The sequence below is a fragment of the Catellatospora paridis genome (assembly GCF_009720365.1).
In the GTDB taxonomy this organism is placed as follows: domain Bacteria; phylum Actinomycetota; class Actinomycetes; order Mycobacteriales; family Micromonosporaceae; genus Catellatospora; species Catellatospora paridis.
The window spans coordinates 417021-433257 of the sequence record NZ_ML769313.1; the positions used below are offsets into that span (position 1 = coordinate 417021).

At 72.9% G+C, this 16237-nt stretch carries 11 protein-coding genes; 5 read left to right on the forward strand and 6 right to left on the reverse strand.

Annotated features, from left to right (window positions below):
• The first annotated feature begins 1 nt into the window (after position 1).
• Entirely contained in the window at positions 2 to 3604 is a 3603-nt protein-coding gene (locus F9C41_RS06785; RefSeq protein ID WP_196279648.1) for a non-ribosomal peptide synthetase, read from the forward strand.
• Positions 3601 to 6678: a type I polyketide synthase gene (locus F9C41_RS06790; protein WP_155385791.1), complete on the forward strand. Its 3078-nt coding sequence runs from the start codon at positions 3601 to 3603 to the stop codon at positions 6676 to 6678. The genes F9C41_RS06785 and F9C41_RS06790 overlap by 4 nt, the downstream gene beginning before the upstream one ends.
• Positions 6679 to 6685: 7 nt before the next feature.
• Here the strand turns inward: F9C41_RS06790 and F9C41_RS06795 are convergent, their stop codons facing one another.
• Positions 6686 to 8059, reverse strand: coding sequence for a condensation domain-containing protein (locus F9C41_RS06795; protein ID WP_196279649.1), 1374 nt, complete (start codon positions 8057 to 8059; stop codon positions 6686 to 6688).
• A gap of 52 nt (positions 8060 to 8111) precedes the next feature.
• Positions 8112 to 9716 (reverse strand): MFS transporter, encoded by a 1605-nt coding sequence (locus F9C41_RS06800; RefSeq protein WP_196279650.1) that lies wholly within the window; start codon positions 9714 to 9716, stop codon positions 8112 to 8114.
• Positions 9717 to 9913: 197 nt separating this feature from the next.
• Between F9C41_RS06800 and F9C41_RS06805 the strand changes: the two genes are divergently transcribed.
• Positions 9914 to 10861 (forward strand): NADP-dependent oxidoreductase, encoded by a 948-nt coding sequence (locus F9C41_RS06805; RefSeq protein WP_230689376.1) that lies wholly within the window; start codon positions 9914 to 9916, stop codon positions 10859 to 10861.
• A 304-nt stretch (positions 10862 to 11165) separates the two neighbouring features.
• Here F9C41_RS06805 and F9C41_RS06810 read toward each other — a convergent pair whose 3' ends face one another.
• Positions 11166 to 11540, reverse strand: a complete 375-nt coding sequence (locus F9C41_RS06810; protein WP_155385794.1) for a DUF4259 domain-containing protein — start codon at positions 11538 to 11540, stop codon at positions 11166 to 11168.
• A gap of 104 nt (positions 11541 to 11644) precedes the next feature.
• Here F9C41_RS06810 and F9C41_RS06815 point away from each other — a divergent pair, with 104 nt between their 5' ends.
• Positions 11645 to 12121 (forward strand): hypothetical protein, encoded by a 477-nt coding sequence (locus F9C41_RS06815; RefSeq protein WP_155385795.1) that lies wholly within the window; start codon positions 11645 to 11647, stop codon positions 12119 to 12121.
• Between the two features lie 81 nt (positions 12122 to 12202).
• On the opposite strand, the gene F9C41_RS06820 is transcribed toward F9C41_RS06815, so the two are convergent.
• Positions 12203 to 13420: an esterase-like activity of phytase family protein gene (locus F9C41_RS06820; protein WP_155385796.1), complete on the reverse strand. Its 1218-nt coding sequence runs from the start codon at positions 13418 to 13420 to the stop codon at positions 12203 to 12205.
• A 119-nt stretch (positions 13421 to 13539) separates the two neighbouring features.
• The gene (locus F9C41_RS06825; protein WP_155385797.1) at positions 13540 to 13947 is read right to left on the reverse strand and encodes a hypothetical protein; all 408 of its coding nucleotides are present in this window, start codon (positions 13945 to 13947) and stop codon (positions 13540 to 13542) included.
• Between the two features lie 77 nt (positions 13948 to 14024).
• Between F9C41_RS06825 and F9C41_RS06830 the strand changes: the two genes are divergently transcribed.
• On the forward strand, positions 14025 to 14558 hold the full coding sequence (locus tag F9C41_RS06830; RefSeq protein WP_155385798.1) for a hypothetical protein: 534 nt from the start codon (positions 14025 to 14027) through the stop codon (positions 14556 to 14558).
• 4 nt (positions 14559 to 14562) lie between these two features.
• Here F9C41_RS06830 and F9C41_RS06835 read toward each other — a convergent pair whose 3' ends face one another.
• On the reverse strand, positions 14563 to 16122 hold the full coding sequence (locus F9C41_RS06835) for a phospholipase D family protein (RefSeq protein ID WP_155385799.1): 1560 nt from the start codon (positions 16120 to 16122) through the stop codon (positions 14563 to 14565).
• Positions 16123 to 16237 lie beyond the last annotated feature (115 nt).

Genomic DNA, 16237 nt, shown 5'->3' on the forward strand with positions numbered 1-16237 from the left:
CATGTCGACGGAACACGGTGCGGTCCTGTCCTACCCCGACCGCAGGTATCCCGACCTGGTCGCCGACCACGCGGCGAGGTCCCCGGACGCGGTCGCGGTCCGGCAGTGGGACACCGTGCTCACGTACCGGCAGCTGGGCGCGGCCGCCGGAGAAATCGCTGCCCGGCTGCGGGCGCACGGCCCGCAGCCGCTGGTCGGGGTGTGTGCCGATCGGCAGCCGATGCTGGTCGCCGGCCTGCTCGGGGTCCTGGCGTCGGGCGCTGCCTACGTGCCGCTGGACCCGGCCCTGCCGCCCGCCCGGCTGCGCGACATCGCCCGCGAGGCGGGCCTGCGCACGGTCTTCTGCGACCCGCTGGGCGCGAACCTGCTGGCCGATGCGGACCTGGAGTTGCTGCCCCTCCCCGACGCGCCGTCTCCCGGCCCGTCGAGCGACGGCACGCCCGACCGCGCCCCGGCAGGTAGCGCGCCAGCCGGTAGCGCGCCAGGCGATCATGCATCAGACGGTCACGCACCAGCCGGTCACGGATCGGCCGACGCGTCCTCGGCCGATCGCGGACTTCTCGGCGGTGCCGCGGCGGCCGACGATCTCGCCTACGTGATGTTCACGTCGGGGTCGACCGGCCGTCCGAAGGGCGTGATGATCTCGCACGAGGCGCTGACCGAGTTCGTCACCAGCCTCGCCGACCTCACGGGCCTCCGCCGCGACAGCGTCTCGCTCGGGTTCGCGTCGATCGGGTTCGACGCCTCCGTCATCGACGTGCTGGCACCGCTCGCGGCGGGCGGCACGGTCGCGCTCGCCGGGACGGCCGACCGGGCGGACCCGACCCGGCTGCAGCGGTTCTGCGCCGAGCACCGGGTCACGGTCGCGTTCGTGCCCCCGGCGGTGCTGCCGGTGCTCGACCCGTCCGGCCTGCCGGACCTCCGGGTGGTGCTCACCGGCAGCGAGGCTCCCGGCCCGGAGCAGGTGGCCCGCTGGACGGCAGGCGGCCGCCGCTTCCTCAACCTGTTCGGGCCCACCGAGACGACCGTGCTGGTCACCTGGTTCGAGGCGAGCGGCGACTGGGACCGGCCGCTGCCGATCGGCCGCCCGGCCGCCAACCACCGGGTGTACGTCGTCGACGAGCGGCTGCGCCGGGTCCCCGACGGCGTGCCGGGCGAGCTGCTGGCCGGGGGCGCGGGGCTGGCCCGCGGCTACCTGGGCGCACCGGACCTCACCGAGGAGCGCTTCGTGCCCGACTCGTTCTCCGGGGTGCCCGGCGCGCGGCTCTACCGCACCGGCGACCTGGTGGTCCGGCAACCGGACGGGCTGCTGCACTTCCTCGGACGGGTCGACCGGCAGGTGAAGATCCGCGGTCAGCGCGTCGAGATCGGCGAGGTCGAGGCGGTGCTACGCAGCCATCCCGCGGTCGGGCACGCGGCCGTCGCCGCGGTGGACGGTCCCGGGGGCACGACGCTGACGGCGTTCACGACCGGTGCCGCGAGCCCGCAGGAGCTGCACGAGCACTGCGCCGCCCGGCTCGGGGCCGCGATGGTCCCCACCCGGATCACCGTCGTGCCGCGGCTGCCGCTGCTGTCCAGCGGCAAGGTCGACCTCGACCGGCTCGTCGCGGACACCGCGTCGCCCGTCGACGAGACGCCGTTCGCCGCGCCGGCCACGCCGGTGGAGACCGAGGTCGCCGCCGTCTGGGCCGAGCTGCTGGGCCTGGCCCGGGTCGGCCGCGACGACGACTTCTTCGACACCGGCGGGCATTCCATCACCGCGATGCGACTGGTCGCCGCGCTGCGCCCGCGGCTGCGCCGCGACGTGGCCATCGAGGACGTGCTGCAGGGCCGCACCCTGCGGGCGATCGCGGCCCGCGCGTCGGCGGCGGCCGCGCTGGGCGACGAGCCGCCGGTACGCGGACGCCCGCCCGCGCTGTCGCCAGCGCAGCAGCGCCTGTGGTTCCTGGAGCGCTACTCGCCCGAAGCGGCGGCCGCCTACAACATCGTGCTCGCCGAACGCCTGCGCGGACCCCTCGACCGGCAGGCGCTCGGTGACGCGCTGACCGCCGTCGCCGCCCGCCACGAGGTGCTGCGCTGGCGTATCCCGGACGCGGACGGGGTGCCGTACGCGGTGGTCGACCCGGTCGGTCCGGTGCCGCTGCCGGTGACCGACCTGAGCGCGCTGCCCCCGGCCGAACGCGAACGTGAGCTCGCCGCACAGCTGGCCGCCGAGGCCGGCGGCCGGTTCCGGCTCGCCGCCGACGCGCTGTGGCGGCACCGGCTGTTCCGGCTGGGCGAGGACGAGCACGTGTGGGCGGTCACCGCCCACCACGCCGTGTTCGACGGCTGGTCACAGGCGATGCTCTACGACGACCTGGCCACCGCGTACGCCGGCACGGCCCTGCCGCCGCTGCCCGCCACCTACGGCGACTACGTGGCCTGGCGGGCCGACCGGCGCGAGCAGCGCGCCGACAGCGACCTCGACTGGTGGACGTCCCACCTGGACGGCGCCCCGACCGTGCTGGAGGTGTCCGGCGACCGGCCGCGCCCCGCCGAGCAGACCTACCCCGCCGGATACTGCGGCACCTGGCTCGACACCGACACCACCGCCGACCTGCACCGCTTCGCCCGCGTGCACGGCGCGACCCCGTCGGCGGTGCTGCTGGCCGCGTTCGGGCTGGTCCTGGCGAGCTGGGCCGGGCAGGACGAACTCGTCGTCGGCACCCCGGCCGTCGACCGCCGCCACCCCGACTTCGAGCCCATGGTCGGGTTCTTCGTCGACATCACGCCGCTGCGCCTGCACACCGATCCCGGCGGCAGCTTCGCCGCCCACGTGCGCGCGGCCCGCGACGAGCTGATCGCCGCGCTGGCCCACCCGGAAGCGCCCCTGGAACGCCTGGTGCAGGCGTTCAGGCTGGGCGGCCAGACGGTCCGCAGCCCGCTGGTCCAGGTGCTGTTCAACGTGTTCAACTTCGCCGCGCCCCGGCTGGACCTCAAGGGCCTGGTCAGCGAGCCGGTGCCGGTGCCCGCGCCGGGTTCGGCGTTCGACCTGACCCTCTACGGCGTGGAGCGCGACGGCCGGATGCGCCTGGAGGTCGTCCACAACAGCGACCTCTACGACACGTCCCGGATGGACCTGCTGCTCGACTCGCTACGGCAGGTGATCACACGCGGTGTCGCCGACGGCGACCTGACCGGCGGCGAGCTCGCTCCTTCGCGTGGCGTGGTCGCCGTCGAGGTTCCCCGAGCCCGTGTGCGACCAGTGCGGCCGGACCAATCCGTCGGTGTGCCGCCGGTGACGGCGACCGAGCTCGCCGTCGCCGCCGTGTGGTGCGAGGTGCTGGGCCGTGAGGCCGTCGGGGCCGTGGACAACTTCTTCGACTCCGGCGGCGGCTCGCTGGCCGCGGTCACCGTGCAGCAGCGACTCAACCGGATGCTGGGCCGCGAACTGCGCGTCGTGGACCTGTTCCGTTATCCGACCGTCCGGGCGCTGGCGTCGTTCCTGGACGGCGCGACGGCCGCCGACGGCACCGACGACGCGGTCGCACAGGCGTTGCGGCGGGGCGCGGCCCGGCGCGCGCGGACCCGGCACCGCGCCGCAAGCGAAGGAGAGCCCCAGTGACCGACGACCTGACCGACGGACCCGAGCCCATCGCCGTGATCGGCATGGCCTGCCGGGTGCCGGGCGCCGCCGACCTCGCCCGGTTCTGGGACAACCTGGTCGCCGGGCGGAGCGCGCGCACCGAGCTGAGCCGCGAGCACCTGCTGCGCGCCGGGGTCCCGGCGGAGCAGGTCGACGACCCCGACTTCGTACCGGTCGGCTACCTGCTCGACGACGTCGAGAACTTCGACGCGGGCCTGTTCGGGCTGACCCCGCGCGAGGCCGCGCTGGCCGACCCGCAGCACCGGCTGTTCCTGGAGCTGTGCCACGCCGCGCTGGAACACGCGGGCTGGGACCCGGCCCGCTACCCCGGCGACATCGGCGTCTACGGCGGACGGGGCATGGAGACCTACCGCTGGCAGCACATCCACGCCAACCGGGCGGTCATGGCGGTCACCGACCACACCACCATCGGCAACGGCAACCACGCCGACACGTTCACCACGCTCGCCTCGTACCACCTGAACCTGCGCGGTCCCAGCGTCGGCGTCTACACGGCCTGCTCGACCTCGCTGGTCGCGGTGCACACGGCCGCCGAGGCGCTGCGCGCGGGCGAGTGCGACATGGCCCTGGCCGGCGGCGTCAGCATCGAGCTGCCCGCCGATCGCGGCTACCTGCACCGCGAGGGCGCGGCCGACTCCGCCGACGGGCACTGCCGCCCGTTCGACGCGGCCGCCTCCGGGGTCGTGGCGGGCAGCGGCGGGGGAGTCGTGCTGCTCAAGCGGCTCGCCGACGCCGTCGACGACGGCGATCACGTGTACGCGGTCGTGCTCGGCAACGCGGTCAACAACGACGGCGCGGCCAAGGTCGGCTTCACCGCGTCCGGGGTCGCCGGGCAGGCCGCCGCCATCGCCAATGCGCTGGCCACCGCCGGGGTCGACGCGCGCACCGTGACCTACGTCGAAGCCTCCGCTACCGGCAGCCCACTCGGCGACGCCATCGAGGTCGAGGCACTGACCTCCGTGTACGGCCGCGGCCGCGCCGACCGGCAGTGGTGCGCCCTGGGCTCGGTGAAGTCGAACATCGGCCACCTCAGCCAGGGCGCGGGCGTCGTCGGTCTCATCAAGACCGCGCTCGCCCTCGACCACGGCCTGATCCCGGCGAGCCTGGGCTACACGGCCCCGAACCCGGCCCTCGGCCTGGACACGACGCCGTTCTACGTCAACGCGACCCTCGCCACCTGGGAGTCCGGCGCGACACCGCGCCGCGCGGCGGTCAGCTCGTTCGGCATCGGCGGCACCAACGCCCACGTCGTGCTCCAGCAGGCCCCGGTCCGGGCGCCGGAGCTCGCGGTCCGGGTGCTGCCCGCCAATGACCCAGGCAGCCCGCAGCACGCTCTTCCGTCGCGGCCTGGCTCGTCGGTGGGCAGCACGTCACACGCTCTGCCGTCGCGGCCCGGATCGTCGGCGGGCAGCGCGCCGCACACCTCCCCGGCGTCGCCCGGATCGTCGATAGGCAGGCCGGAGATCCTGACGGTTTCCGCGCGTTCCGCCACGGCCCGTGACACGGCCGCCGCGCGGCTCGCCGACCATCTCGCGACGACCGCTGACCTGAACCTCGCCGACGTGGCGCACACGCTGCGGGTCGGCCGGGCCGAGCACCCGTACCGCGCCGCGGTCGTCGCCACCGGCGTCGCCGACGCCGCGGCCGCGCTGCGCGACCCGCAGCGCCGCCTGTCGGCCGTCGCCGCCGCGACGCCGCGCGTGGTCCTGCTCTTCGGCGACCAGTCCGCCGTGCCCTCGGGGCTCGGCCTGTACGCCGCCGAACCGGCCTTCGCCGACGCCGTCGACCGGTGCGCGGCGGCAGCCGGTCGCGACGCCCGTGACCTGCTGGCCGACCCGCTGCTGGCGTCGTTCACCGTCGGGTTTGCGATGGCCCGGCTCTGGCAGTCGTGGGGCGTTCGCCCCGCCACGATGCTCGGCCACGGCGCGGGGGAGTACGTCGCGGCGACCCTGGCCGGTGTGTTCGACCTGTCCGACGCGCTACGCCTGGTCGCGCTGCACGGACGGCTACACCGGGAGGCCGCCGCCGACGCCGCGTTCACCGTGTCGGCGAGCGCCGAGAAGCTCGCCGCCCTGCTGCCGCCACAGGCGTCGATCGTCGCTGTCGACGGGCCGGCGAGCTGCGTCGTCACCGGCCCGGCCGAGCTGCTGGAACGGCTCACCGAACCGTCCGGCCGCAAGATCGGCACACGGCGGCTGCGCACCGTGCACCCGTCCCCGTCCGCCGTCACCGAGACGATGGTCGCCGAGCTGTCCGCCGCTGTCGCGACCGCGCGCCCGTCCGCGCCGAGCAGCCCTTACCTGTCCTGCCGCACCGGCCTGCCGGTCACCGCGGAGCAGACCCGCGACCCGGCGTACTGGGCCGGGCTGCTCCGCGAACCCGTCCTGTTCGGACCGGCGATCGCCACCGCGCTGGCCGGTGGCGCGAGCGTGTTCATGGAGTGCGGACCCGGCCGTCGGCTCGCCGGTCTCGCACAGATGCAGGCGCCCAAAGACGGCGTCCCACCGCTGCACAGCCTGCCCGCCACCATCGACTCGACCGTCGCGGACCCCGCCCGCGACCTGGTGACCTGCTACACCGCCGCGGGCAGGCTGTGGGCGCACGGCGTGCCGCTGACCTTCGGCGGCATGGGACGGCGCGTGGCGCTGCCCGGCTATCCCTACGAGCGGACTCGGCACTGGATCGACCCCGATCCGCCCACGCCCGCCCTGCCGCCGGTCACCGGCACCGCGCCCATGGCCGCCGGCGGTGGCCCGGTCACCGGCGTAACCGTCGCGGCCGGTGGGGACACGGCCGAACCAGGGGTGGCCGACGTGCTCGCGCCGATCTGGTCGTCGCTGCTGGGCATCGAGCGGATCCGGCCCGACGACGACTTCTTCGCCATCGGCGGCACGTCGCTGACGGCTGTGCAGCTCGTCGCCCAGGTCCGGGCCTCATTCGGGGTACGCCTGTCGATGCGGCTGATCTTCGACGCGCCGACCCTCGACGCGATGGCCAGGACCATCGAACAGCGCCGAGCCGCCAAGGTGTGACCGTGGCTCAGACCTCTTTGACCAGCTCCGACACCGGGAGGTCAGGATCGTCGACGGCGGCGCGCAGCAGGCGCTCGTAGCCGTCGGCGAGCCCGGCCACGGTGTCGTGCGTCAGCAGCCCCGTGTCGTAGACGAACGTCGTCGACAGGCCCGCCGGTCCGGGCCGGGCGTACACCATCAGGTCGTGCAGCACCTTCGGGATGCCCAGCGGGAAGTCCTCCACCCGCAGGCCGGGCAGGGTCAGCCGGCTGGCGACCTCGACCTCTTCGTGCAGGAACATCGCCTGGAAGCCCTGCGCCCGGCCTGGATGCGCGGGCTCGTCCAGCGCCGCGACCACCTGCCCCCACGGCAGGTCCTGGTGGTCCAGCGCGTCGATCACCGTCTCCCGGGTGCGCGCCAGCACCTGCCGGAACGTCGGGTCGCCGGACAGGTCCCCGCGCAGCGCCAGCGCATTGTTGAACAGGCCCACCAGCCGCGCCAGCTCCGGCCGGGTGCGGCCGACCCCGGCCACCGGGATGCCGATCGCGAAGTCGTCCCGGCCACTCGCTCGGAACAGCAGCACGTGTAGCGCCGCGAGCAGCGCCATGAACCGAGTGCAGCGCGCCGATCTGGCCAGCTCCTCGACCCGCCGGACCAGCTCGGGGTCGAGGATGCGGGCCAGCTGCGCCGCGGGCGCGCCCTTCTCCGCGGGCCGGGGCAATGCGTCGAGCAGCTCCAGCGGGGCCAGCCCGGCGAGCTGTTCGCGCCAGTACTCCCGGTCCTCGTCCTCCTTCTCGGTGTCGGCGACGGACTGCGACCAGGCGAAGTCGCCGTACTGGACGGGCAGCTCGGGCAGGTCCGCCGGAACCCCCGCGGCCAGTGCCGGGTAGAGCACGCCCAGCTCGCGGTCGATGACCCCGAGCGACGCGCCGTCGGCGAGGATGTGGTGGATCGTCATCCGCCACACGTGGTCGTCGTCGGCCAGACGCAGCAGCGACGTGTGCACGAGGGGACCGGTCTGCAGGTCCAGAGCCAGGGTCCGGCGCTCGTCGAGCAGCTCGCGGGCCCGCTGCTCGCGCTGCTCCGCCGGCAGGTCCCGTAGGTCCAGCACCTCCAGCGCGACGCCGTTCGCGGTGCCGACGACCTGCACCGGTCCATCGGGCCGGGCGACGAACAGCGTGCGCAGGATCTCGTGCCGGTTCACGACCGCGTCGACGGCCCGTGCCCACGCGTCGGCGTCCAGTGGCCCACGGAACCGGTGCACCAGGTCCACCAGCGGCGACATGCCACCGGGGTAGCTGGTGCAGAGCAGCCACCATCGGGCCTGCAGCGGCGTCAGCGGCAGCTCGACCAGATGTGACGGGCGGACGTTGAGGGACGGCTCGTCTGTCACATCAAACATGGTGAACATCCTGGGGTCGGGTGTCGACGGTGTCCACCCGTCCGTCGGGTACCTAACCGCGTTCCAGGGCCCGGGTAAGCTCGGCCAGCTGCGGTTCCAGGTGTGCCAGCCGCGCGCGTACCGTGCGGGTCCGGTGTTCGGCCAGGTCGCGGTCGTGGTCGATCGTCGCCCGCAGCGCCGCCCGCACCGGCTCGACCTCCAGCCGGGCCAGCGCCGCGACCGCGGTCCCGGGCGGCACGGGCCGCTCGGGCAGCAGTCGGCGCAGCCCGTGCCGGGCCCGCACGGTCCACCGGCCCTCGGCATAGCGGAGGCTGACCCGCGGCCCGGCGGCTGCCCCGGCCCGCCCGTACAGCGCGGGCAGCGGCTTGCCGTCACCGATCCTGGGCGGCGGGGGCGCGGTGTCGTCGAGCTCGCGCCACAACCGGTGCCCGATCACCGGAGTCAGCGTGACCGCGAAGTAAAGGCCGGTGGCGACCAGGATCGCGTCGGTCAGGCCAAGGTACTGCACGAGGAAGCCGGCGAGCAGGCCGCCCAGCGGCGCGCCGCCGAACGCCACTGCCGTGATGATGCCGCCCATCCGCGACAGCATCTCCTTCGGCGTCCGCTGGTAGATCATCGCGCTGACCGTCGGGTTGAGCGACGACATGGCGATGCCGCCGACCAGCGTCACCACGACGATCACGAGCAGGTCGTCGGTGAGCGCCAGCACGATGAAGCGCGGCACCCCGCCGATGAGGTATCCGGCGACCAGCATCGGATAGCGCGGCAGGATCGGCGCGAGCCACGCCACCAGCACATTGCCTGCGATCAGCCCCAGCGCGTACGCGGTGGCGACCGCGCCGAGCGCGGCCGGGTCGTCCATCGTCTCGTACACCCACAGCGGCACGAACACGACGGCGCTGGCCTGGTTGAACAGGTTGGTGAAGAACAGCATCCCGGTGACGGCGCGCATCAGCCGGTTGCGCCGGAACCAGGTGAACCCGTCGCGCAGCGCGGTGAAGTAAGGCACCGCCGTGGTCGCGTCGGCCGCCGCCGTCACCGCGGCCCGCACCGGAATCATCAGCACGACCGCGACCGCGTACGTGGCCGCGTCGATCCAGATGCCGCCGATCGGCCCGAACACCACGACGGCTATCCCGGCCAGCGACGATCCCGCCAGGGTCGAGGTGCGCAGCACGCCCTCGCGCACCGCGGCGACCCGCGCGTAGTCGCTGCCCGCCGCGCCCATCAGCGGCACCACCATGGTCGCCTTCGCCCGGTCGCCCTGCGCCCGCAGCACCCCGAGCACCCCGACCAGGACCAGCAGCAGCCCGAAGCCCCGCGTGCCGACCATGGCGACGGCCGCGGTCACCGCGACGCTGCCCACGTCCGACCACAATGACGTGCGCCGCGCCCCGACCCGGTCCTGCAACGGCGCGGCGAGCACGCCGCTGACCACATAGGTCAGCGTCTCGGCGCCGGCGACCAGGCCGACCTTCACCGGATCGCCGGTCGTGACGAGCACCAGCCAGGGCACCGCGAAGAAGGTCATCCGGGTGCCGATGTTGGAGACGGCCTCGGCCGCGATGAGCCTGACCAGGTCCGCCCGGTGACTCTTCGCCGACGTGTCCAATCCGGATCGGGTCGCCCGCACCGGCTCGGTCAAGGTCCCCTCCACGGCTGACTCCCCGCCGGTCGCGCTGTCCGGCGGGAAGCACAGCATAGAGCCGCGTCGCTGTGATCGGCGTAGGTACACCCGCCTCCGGCACCCGCCGATCCGGAGGGCGCGATCGCCGGGCAGGAGCGCGAACCGCGGCGGGTGGGGTGCTGTCGGCCGGATAATGAGGGCTGCACACGGTCGGAGAGGAGCGCCGGATGAGCACGATGTTCGCCGTGAGGGCGCATGCCAGAGGCGGGCCGGAGCAACTCGTGTACGAGCAGGCCCCGCGGCCCGAGCCGGGGCCGGGCGAGGTGCTGGTGGCCGTCAAAGCCGCCTCCATGACACCGCAAGAGCTCACCTGGCCCGAAACATGGACATACACCCCGGACGGGACAGGACCCGAGCGCACGCCGGTCATCCCGTCACACGAGTTCTCCGGGGTCGTCGCAGCGAGCGGGCCGGGGGTGAGCAGCCCCGCAGTAGGCGACGCCGTCTACGGGCTGATCCCGTTCAGTCGCAACGGGGCGGCCGCCGAGTACGTCACCGTGCCCGCCGCTGTCGTGGCGACCAAACCCCAGACCGTCGACCATGATCACGCGGCGGCGCTGCCGCTGGCGGCGCTGACCGCCTGGGAGGCCCTGCGGGAGCACGCAGGACTGCAGGCCGGTCAGCATGTGCTGGTCCTGGGCGGCGCGGGCGGCGTGGGCATGTACGTGGTGCAGCTCGCCGCCGCACTCGGCGCCCAGGTGAGCGCCACGGCGGCGGCCGCCGACCTGGAGTTCGTGGAAGGACTGGGCGCCGAGCAGGTCATCGACTACCACGACGAACGCCTCGAGGACCATGTCCACGACGTGGACGTCGTGGTCGACCTCGCCGGCGCGGCCGCCCAGGCGCAGGCCTGGTCCGTTCTGAAGCCGGGCGGCATCCTGGTCGCCGCGTCCATACCGCCCGACCAGGAAGAAGCCGCCCGCCACGGGGTACGCGCGACCTACTTCATCGTCAAACCAGACCGGGAGGGGTTGCGCTCGATCGCGGAGCTCGTCGACGACGGCCGGGTGCGGCCGGTGCTGGACCGCGTGCTGCCGCTGGCCGAGACACGCTCAGGCTACGAGGCGCTGGAGGCCAAACGCCGCGGCAAGATCGTCATACACGTCGCCGACTAGTCTGACAGCCACAGGCGACTGGTGACGGCTTGTGCGCAAGCCGAGGAGCCAGTGACGCGCTCGACGCTCGTCACGGCGTGCGGTAGTGCCGAACGCACGAGGGACTCCACGTGGCGCATCTCTATCTCCAGCCTGCACAGCTGTGGACCCGTGCGCACCGCCAGGAAGCGTGACCTCGTCGAGCGAAAGCTTCAGCGCCGCACGTAGTTCCATCAGCAGCCGGACCCGGTCGACGTCAGGCACGGTGACCTGCAGCCCGAACCAGCCGCCCTGCTCACTGCGGAGCGCGCTCTGGTGCGCCAAGCTAGTCCCGCTCGCGTTCGGCCAGCTCGGACAGCTGGTCGAAGGTCCGCACCAGGACGGCCCGCCGCTGCTCCTTGAAGGCGGGCTTCGGTTCCAGCCCGTCGATGGCCCCGTCCCACACGGCCAGGTACCGAGCCTTCCAGTCGGCGATGACGTCGGGATCGGGCAGGTCGGCCCCGACATGGCCCTGCTGTGCGATGAGGTGGAGCAGTTCGAGGTTGCACGGCACCGCGACGCCCCAGTACTCGTCGGGTTCGATCCGGACGGGGTCGCCGGACATCGCTTCGGCCACCTCGGTGATGAGCCGGTCCGTCACCATCGACAGGTGATCGGCTGCGGTGTCGTCGTCGAAGTTGCCGCTGCCCCAGGTACCCATGCGTGCCCTCCCGACGACAGGTGTCGGCGAGCAGCGTACCCAACGTGAGCTTGACTGCCGAGCGCCAACAGGATTCGGGGCCGGGTTGCGATAGCCTGTCGGCCGTGGCCGGAACGACCTTGAGTTTCCTGACTTCCTGTACCGCTGAGCAGGCGGAGCCGGTCCTGATGGAGGAGCTGGCGGCCGAGGGCATGGTCCAGGACGAACGCTACCCGGGCCACTGGTTCACCGCAGGTGGGCTGGCCTATGAGTACTGGCTTCAGGTACCGGACTACGAGATCGAACCAGCGGAGCTGCAGCTCATCGCGCAGGTCGCAGGCGCGCCCATGCGGTGCGACGTCGTGCTGCACACCCTCGTCAGCGACCCGACCGACGGTCCCGCCCTGGCCCGCATCGCCCAGCGGGTGGTACGGCGGACCGACGGCTGGGTGTTCATCGAGTTCCGGGTCCCACCCTCGGCGCGCCTGCTGCGCCACCTGTCGAGCGTGGGCCGCTGCATCGAAGTCGGCAACGCCGCCTACCTGGACGCGGCGGCCATGGCGGCCTGGCTGATTCACCCTGACTATCACTTCGTCAAGTGAGCATCATCGCCGTCGACGGGCACGTGGTGTGTCACCGACGGCCGGGTCCGGGAGTGTGGCCCGGACCCGGCCGTACGGGTTTCAGTCCAGCACGCGGTGGTCGGCGTGCAGGGAGCGGTCGAGGCGGATGGTGATGAACTCGTTGTCGTCCGGGCGGCCCGGGGTGCGGCCCGACGAGAACGGGAAGTTGTTGTCGTTCAGCACGGCCAGGGTCCGGTTGTCGAGGATGAGCACGTCCTCGATCGTCTGGAACGGGAAGCGGAACGTGTCGGCGGTGCCGCCCAGGTGCTTCGGGTCGGCGATGTTCAGCAGGTCGGCGACCAGCGTCTTGTCGACCTGGCCGTTCCGGTCGCGGTCGGCCAGGTCGGCGAGGTAGATCTTCTTGAACGCGGCCGCGTCGCCCTGGTTGTTGTCCCGCTCGATGACCAGGAAACGCTGCTTGTCGACGGCGATGAAGTCGCCGATGGCGTTGGCGGGCGACTCCAGCCGGTACGTCCAGCGCTTGGCGGTGTACGCGTTCGCGCTGCGGTCGAACTGGTTGATGCGCAGGGTGCCCGCGGTGTCACCGTTGACCGTGCCCTCCAGCAGCGGGTACAGGTACTTGCCGTCGACCGAGGCGGCCATGCCCTCGAAGCCCTTGCTGCTGCCCAGGTTCGCGGTCACGCCCAGCCGGGCGGCGCTCTCCGGGGCGTTCACGCCCGGCAGCGGCACCGGTGCGGCCAGCAGCCGCCCGGCCCGGTCGAAGTGCAGCAGGTACGGACCGAACTCGTCACCGATCCAGTAGCTGCCGTCCTTGGCCTTGACGATCGACTCGACGTCGAAGTCGGCGCCGGTCAGCACCCGGTCGGCGCGGGTCAGCGGCCACGACACGAACCCGGACGGGTCCGTCAGGTTGACGCCGCCGACGACGTCGACGCCACGGGTGCCGAAGTCGGGGATGACGCGCTGGATGCGCAGCACGAAGTCGCCACTGTTGGTGATGTTGCCGTAGCCGTTGTCCGACAGCACGTCGTAGCTGCCGTCGCTGTTGCGGGCGATGCCGCTGAAGCCCTGCACGGGCTGGTCGGCGAACGGCGGTGTGACCCCGTTGACCGGGGTGGTGCCGAGCAGCGAACCGGACGGGTCACTGGCGGGGACGAAGGTCAGCGCGGGCAGCTTGGCGAAGCCGGTCAGCACGGCCGGCCCGAAGTCACCGGATCGCTCCGCCTCGGCCGGGGCGGCCGAACCGCCGGTGGGCAGGGCGACCGCCAGGGTCAGCACGGTGAGACCGGTCAGGGCCAGCCGGGGCAGACGTGTCATGAATCCTCCTCGAACGGGAAATCGCCCCGGACGTTAGACATCCCGGTTGAACCCACCGAGAACGTCCGCTCAACGGCGCATGGAGAGCACCGGTGCGGAGGAGGCGTTCGGCGACGCTGTCAGGCGGTGTGCACGCGCGCCTGCCTCGCGAGCTTGTGTTGCAACTCCCGCAGGGTCTTCATCGTCTCCTCGTCGGACAGACCGGTGGTGGTCGACCACTCATAGCCTGAGCCGAAGATGTCGCTGGCGAAGACGAACTCCGTGGCGATCAGCGATCGTCGCCAGTCCCGCCGGCTGAGCGGCTGCCCCGCCTCGATGGACGCCGTGAGGCGGCGGACCTGCCGGTACATGTCCTCGACACCCTCGAAGCCCATGGCCACCGCCAGTGCGTCGGTGGCGTGGGCGGGCCCGCCCCACTCGCTGAAGCCGCGGACGAGCAGGTGGCGTTCGGCGTCGGTCAGGTCGACCGATACCGGATCTTCAGCGGCATGTGCCGCCCGGGCATCGGACAACGTGGTCTCGGTCATGCGGCGAAACGATAATGGTGATCCGTTCGGCCCGTGGGTGGCGGCCTCGGTTGTGCAGCTCGGCCATACTCTGCCGGGTGAGCACTCTCTACCTTGCCCGGGTGCTGGGGCGTGCGCCGGTGACGACTGGCGAGTCGGAATTCGCGCAGCTCGCGGGGGTCGGTGGTGAGCGGGTCGTGGTCGAGTGCGTGACGGTGCATCCGGACGCGGGACTGCCGCCGTACGCCGAGGACCAGGAGAGTCGCGACGCCGCGCGACGGTTCGTGTTACGCCTGCTCACCGACGGTGACGAGGCGGGCGATGACGATGACCTGGAGCAGGCCATGGCCCGGCAGGACGCCGCCGACGAGGACGACTTCGTCCGGGAGGCGGTGCCGGCTGTCCGGCGGCTGCGGCTGCTCGACGTCGAGTTCGACGACGGCTTCTGGCAGGAGCACGGCGACCAGTGGTGGGCCGCCGCCGAGGTGGTGCCGGGCGTGCCGGTGCGGGAGTGGCTGGCACAGCCCAGCGACTCGTGCCCGTACCAGGTGGCGGTGTTCGAGGCGGTGCTGAGTCCGGGCGTGCTGCGCCGCCCGCGCCGGGAGGCGTTCGGCAGCGCCGCGTACTGGTGAGCGCTCAGAAGCGGTTGCGTACGCGCATGGTGCTGGGCCGGCCGTCCGGGTCGCAGATCAGCTCGTAGACGAGCCGGGCGGGCAGCCGCCGCCAGCCGCGGACCTTCGGCGGGTCGTAGCGGCGCAGCCGGGTCCGTGGCCGGGGGCCGACCTGACCGGCGGCGTACCAGTCGTCGAGTTCCCGCGCCGCGGCCGCGAACAGGTCGAACGCCTCCCGGCCATCGCCCAGCCGCGGGTCGGGCGCGTCGCGGCCGAGGTGTTCGCTCATCAGAGCCAACCGCAGCTCCCGCGCGTACGCCGGGTCGGCCGACTCGTCCACCACGGCGCAGGTCAGTTCCGAGTCGTAGGTCCACGACCGCAGGTTGAAGTTGTCCGACCCGACCGTCGCCCACACGTCGTCGACGATGCAGGACTTCGCGTGCACGTAGATCGGCGTGCCGGCGGCGTTCTCCAGGCCGTACACCGCGACCCGGTCGCCGCCCGCCTTGCCCAGCACCTTCATGGCCTGCTTGCGCCCCCACGACTCGGCCCGGGAGATGGCGGGGGAGGCCGCGTCGGGCGCGAGCGGCACCACGCAGATCAGCCGCAGCTCAGGGTTGTCCCGCAGGGCCTGCGCGAACGGCCGGATGACCCGCGCCGACCACAGGTACTGGTCCTCGACGTAGATGAGCTTCTCCGCGCGGGCGAGCGCCTTGAGGTAACCGCGGGCGATGCTGCGCTCGCCGCGCGGCGCGAACGGGTAGCGCCCGAGCCGCCGCCGCGGGTAGGTGCGTAGTGTCTGCACGCTGTGCGGGCCGCGGGCGGGCGGGTCCGGCAGCGGCGCGGGCAGCGGGGGGACCTCGGTGCGCAGCCGGGACAGCTTGTCGCGGACCAGGTCCAGCACGTTGAGCGACAGTGCGCTGGGGTCGTCCCAGCGTTCCCGGAACACGTGCTCGACGTCGCCGACCGCAGGTCCGCGCAGTTCCAGCTGGATGTCGTGCCAGGGCGGGTTCGGGCCGTAGACCTCGGCCATCGGTGGCGCGAGCGGGTCGCCGTGGTGTTCGGCGTCGTCGTTGCGTCCCCGGCACAGGTCGATGCCGCCGACGAAGGCGACGTCGCGTTCCGGTCGGCCGGGGTGGCGTACCACGAAGAGTTTCTGGTGGTGCGAGCCGCCGAACCGGACCCGCATGTCGAGCAGCACGTGCGCGCCGGCGGCCTGCAGCTCCTCGGCGAGCTGGCGGTTCTGCGGGGAGCTGAAGTGCAGCCAGTCGGGGTGCGAGCGCCAGAGCAGGCCGTACACCTGCACTCCGCGCCGCGCGGCGTCGCCGAGCACCTTGGTGACCTGCGTGCGTGGCCCGTCGAGCTGCTCGTCCGGGTCGCCGCGCCAGTCGGTGAACATGACGACGTCCCCAGCCTGCGTGCCGTCGAGCACGTCGACGAGTTCGCTGAAGTAGGTCGCCCCGTGCACCAGCGGGCGGGCCAGGTTGCCGCGGCTCCAGGCGAGTCCGTCGCCGCGGCGCCGGTCGATGCCGGTGGCCGGATTGCCGCGCTCGTCGGCGGACAGGAACCAGGAGTCGGGGGTCACGCCCGCGACCGTAGCCCGCTTCCCCGCGCTGCGGGAGTGGCCAATTCCGCGTGGGCGGAAGAAAGATCGCCGTCTCCGGTCAGAAAGTGATGCCAGACCACAGATTCTGCCCGGA

Bases quoted from the DNA above. Each gene is read 5' to 3' on its own strand.
- F9C41_RS06785 (WP_196279648.1), top strand. From the start codon at position 2: ATGTCGACGGAACACGGTGCGGTCCTGTCCTACCCCGACCGCAGGTAT.
- F9C41_RS06810 (WP_155385794.1), bottom strand. From the start codon at position 11,540: ATGGGTACCTGGGGCAGCGGCAACTTCGACGACGACACCGCAGCCGAT.
- F9C41_RS06825 (WP_155385797.1), bottom strand. From the start codon at position 13,947: ATGACCGAGACCACGTTGTCCGATGCCCGGGCGGCACATGCCGCTGAA.
- F9C41_RS06805 (WP_230689376.1), top strand. From the start codon at position 9,914: ATGAGCACGATGTTCGCCGTGAGGGCGCATGCCAGAGGCGGGCCGGAG.
- F9C41_RS06820 (WP_155385796.1), bottom strand. From the start codon at position 13,420: ATGACACGTCTGCCCCGGCTGGCCCTGACCGGTCTCACCGTGCTGACC.
- F9C41_RS06795 (WP_196279649.1), bottom strand. From the start codon at position 8,059: ATGTTTGATGTGACAGACGAGCCGTCCCTCAACGTCCGCCCGTCACAT.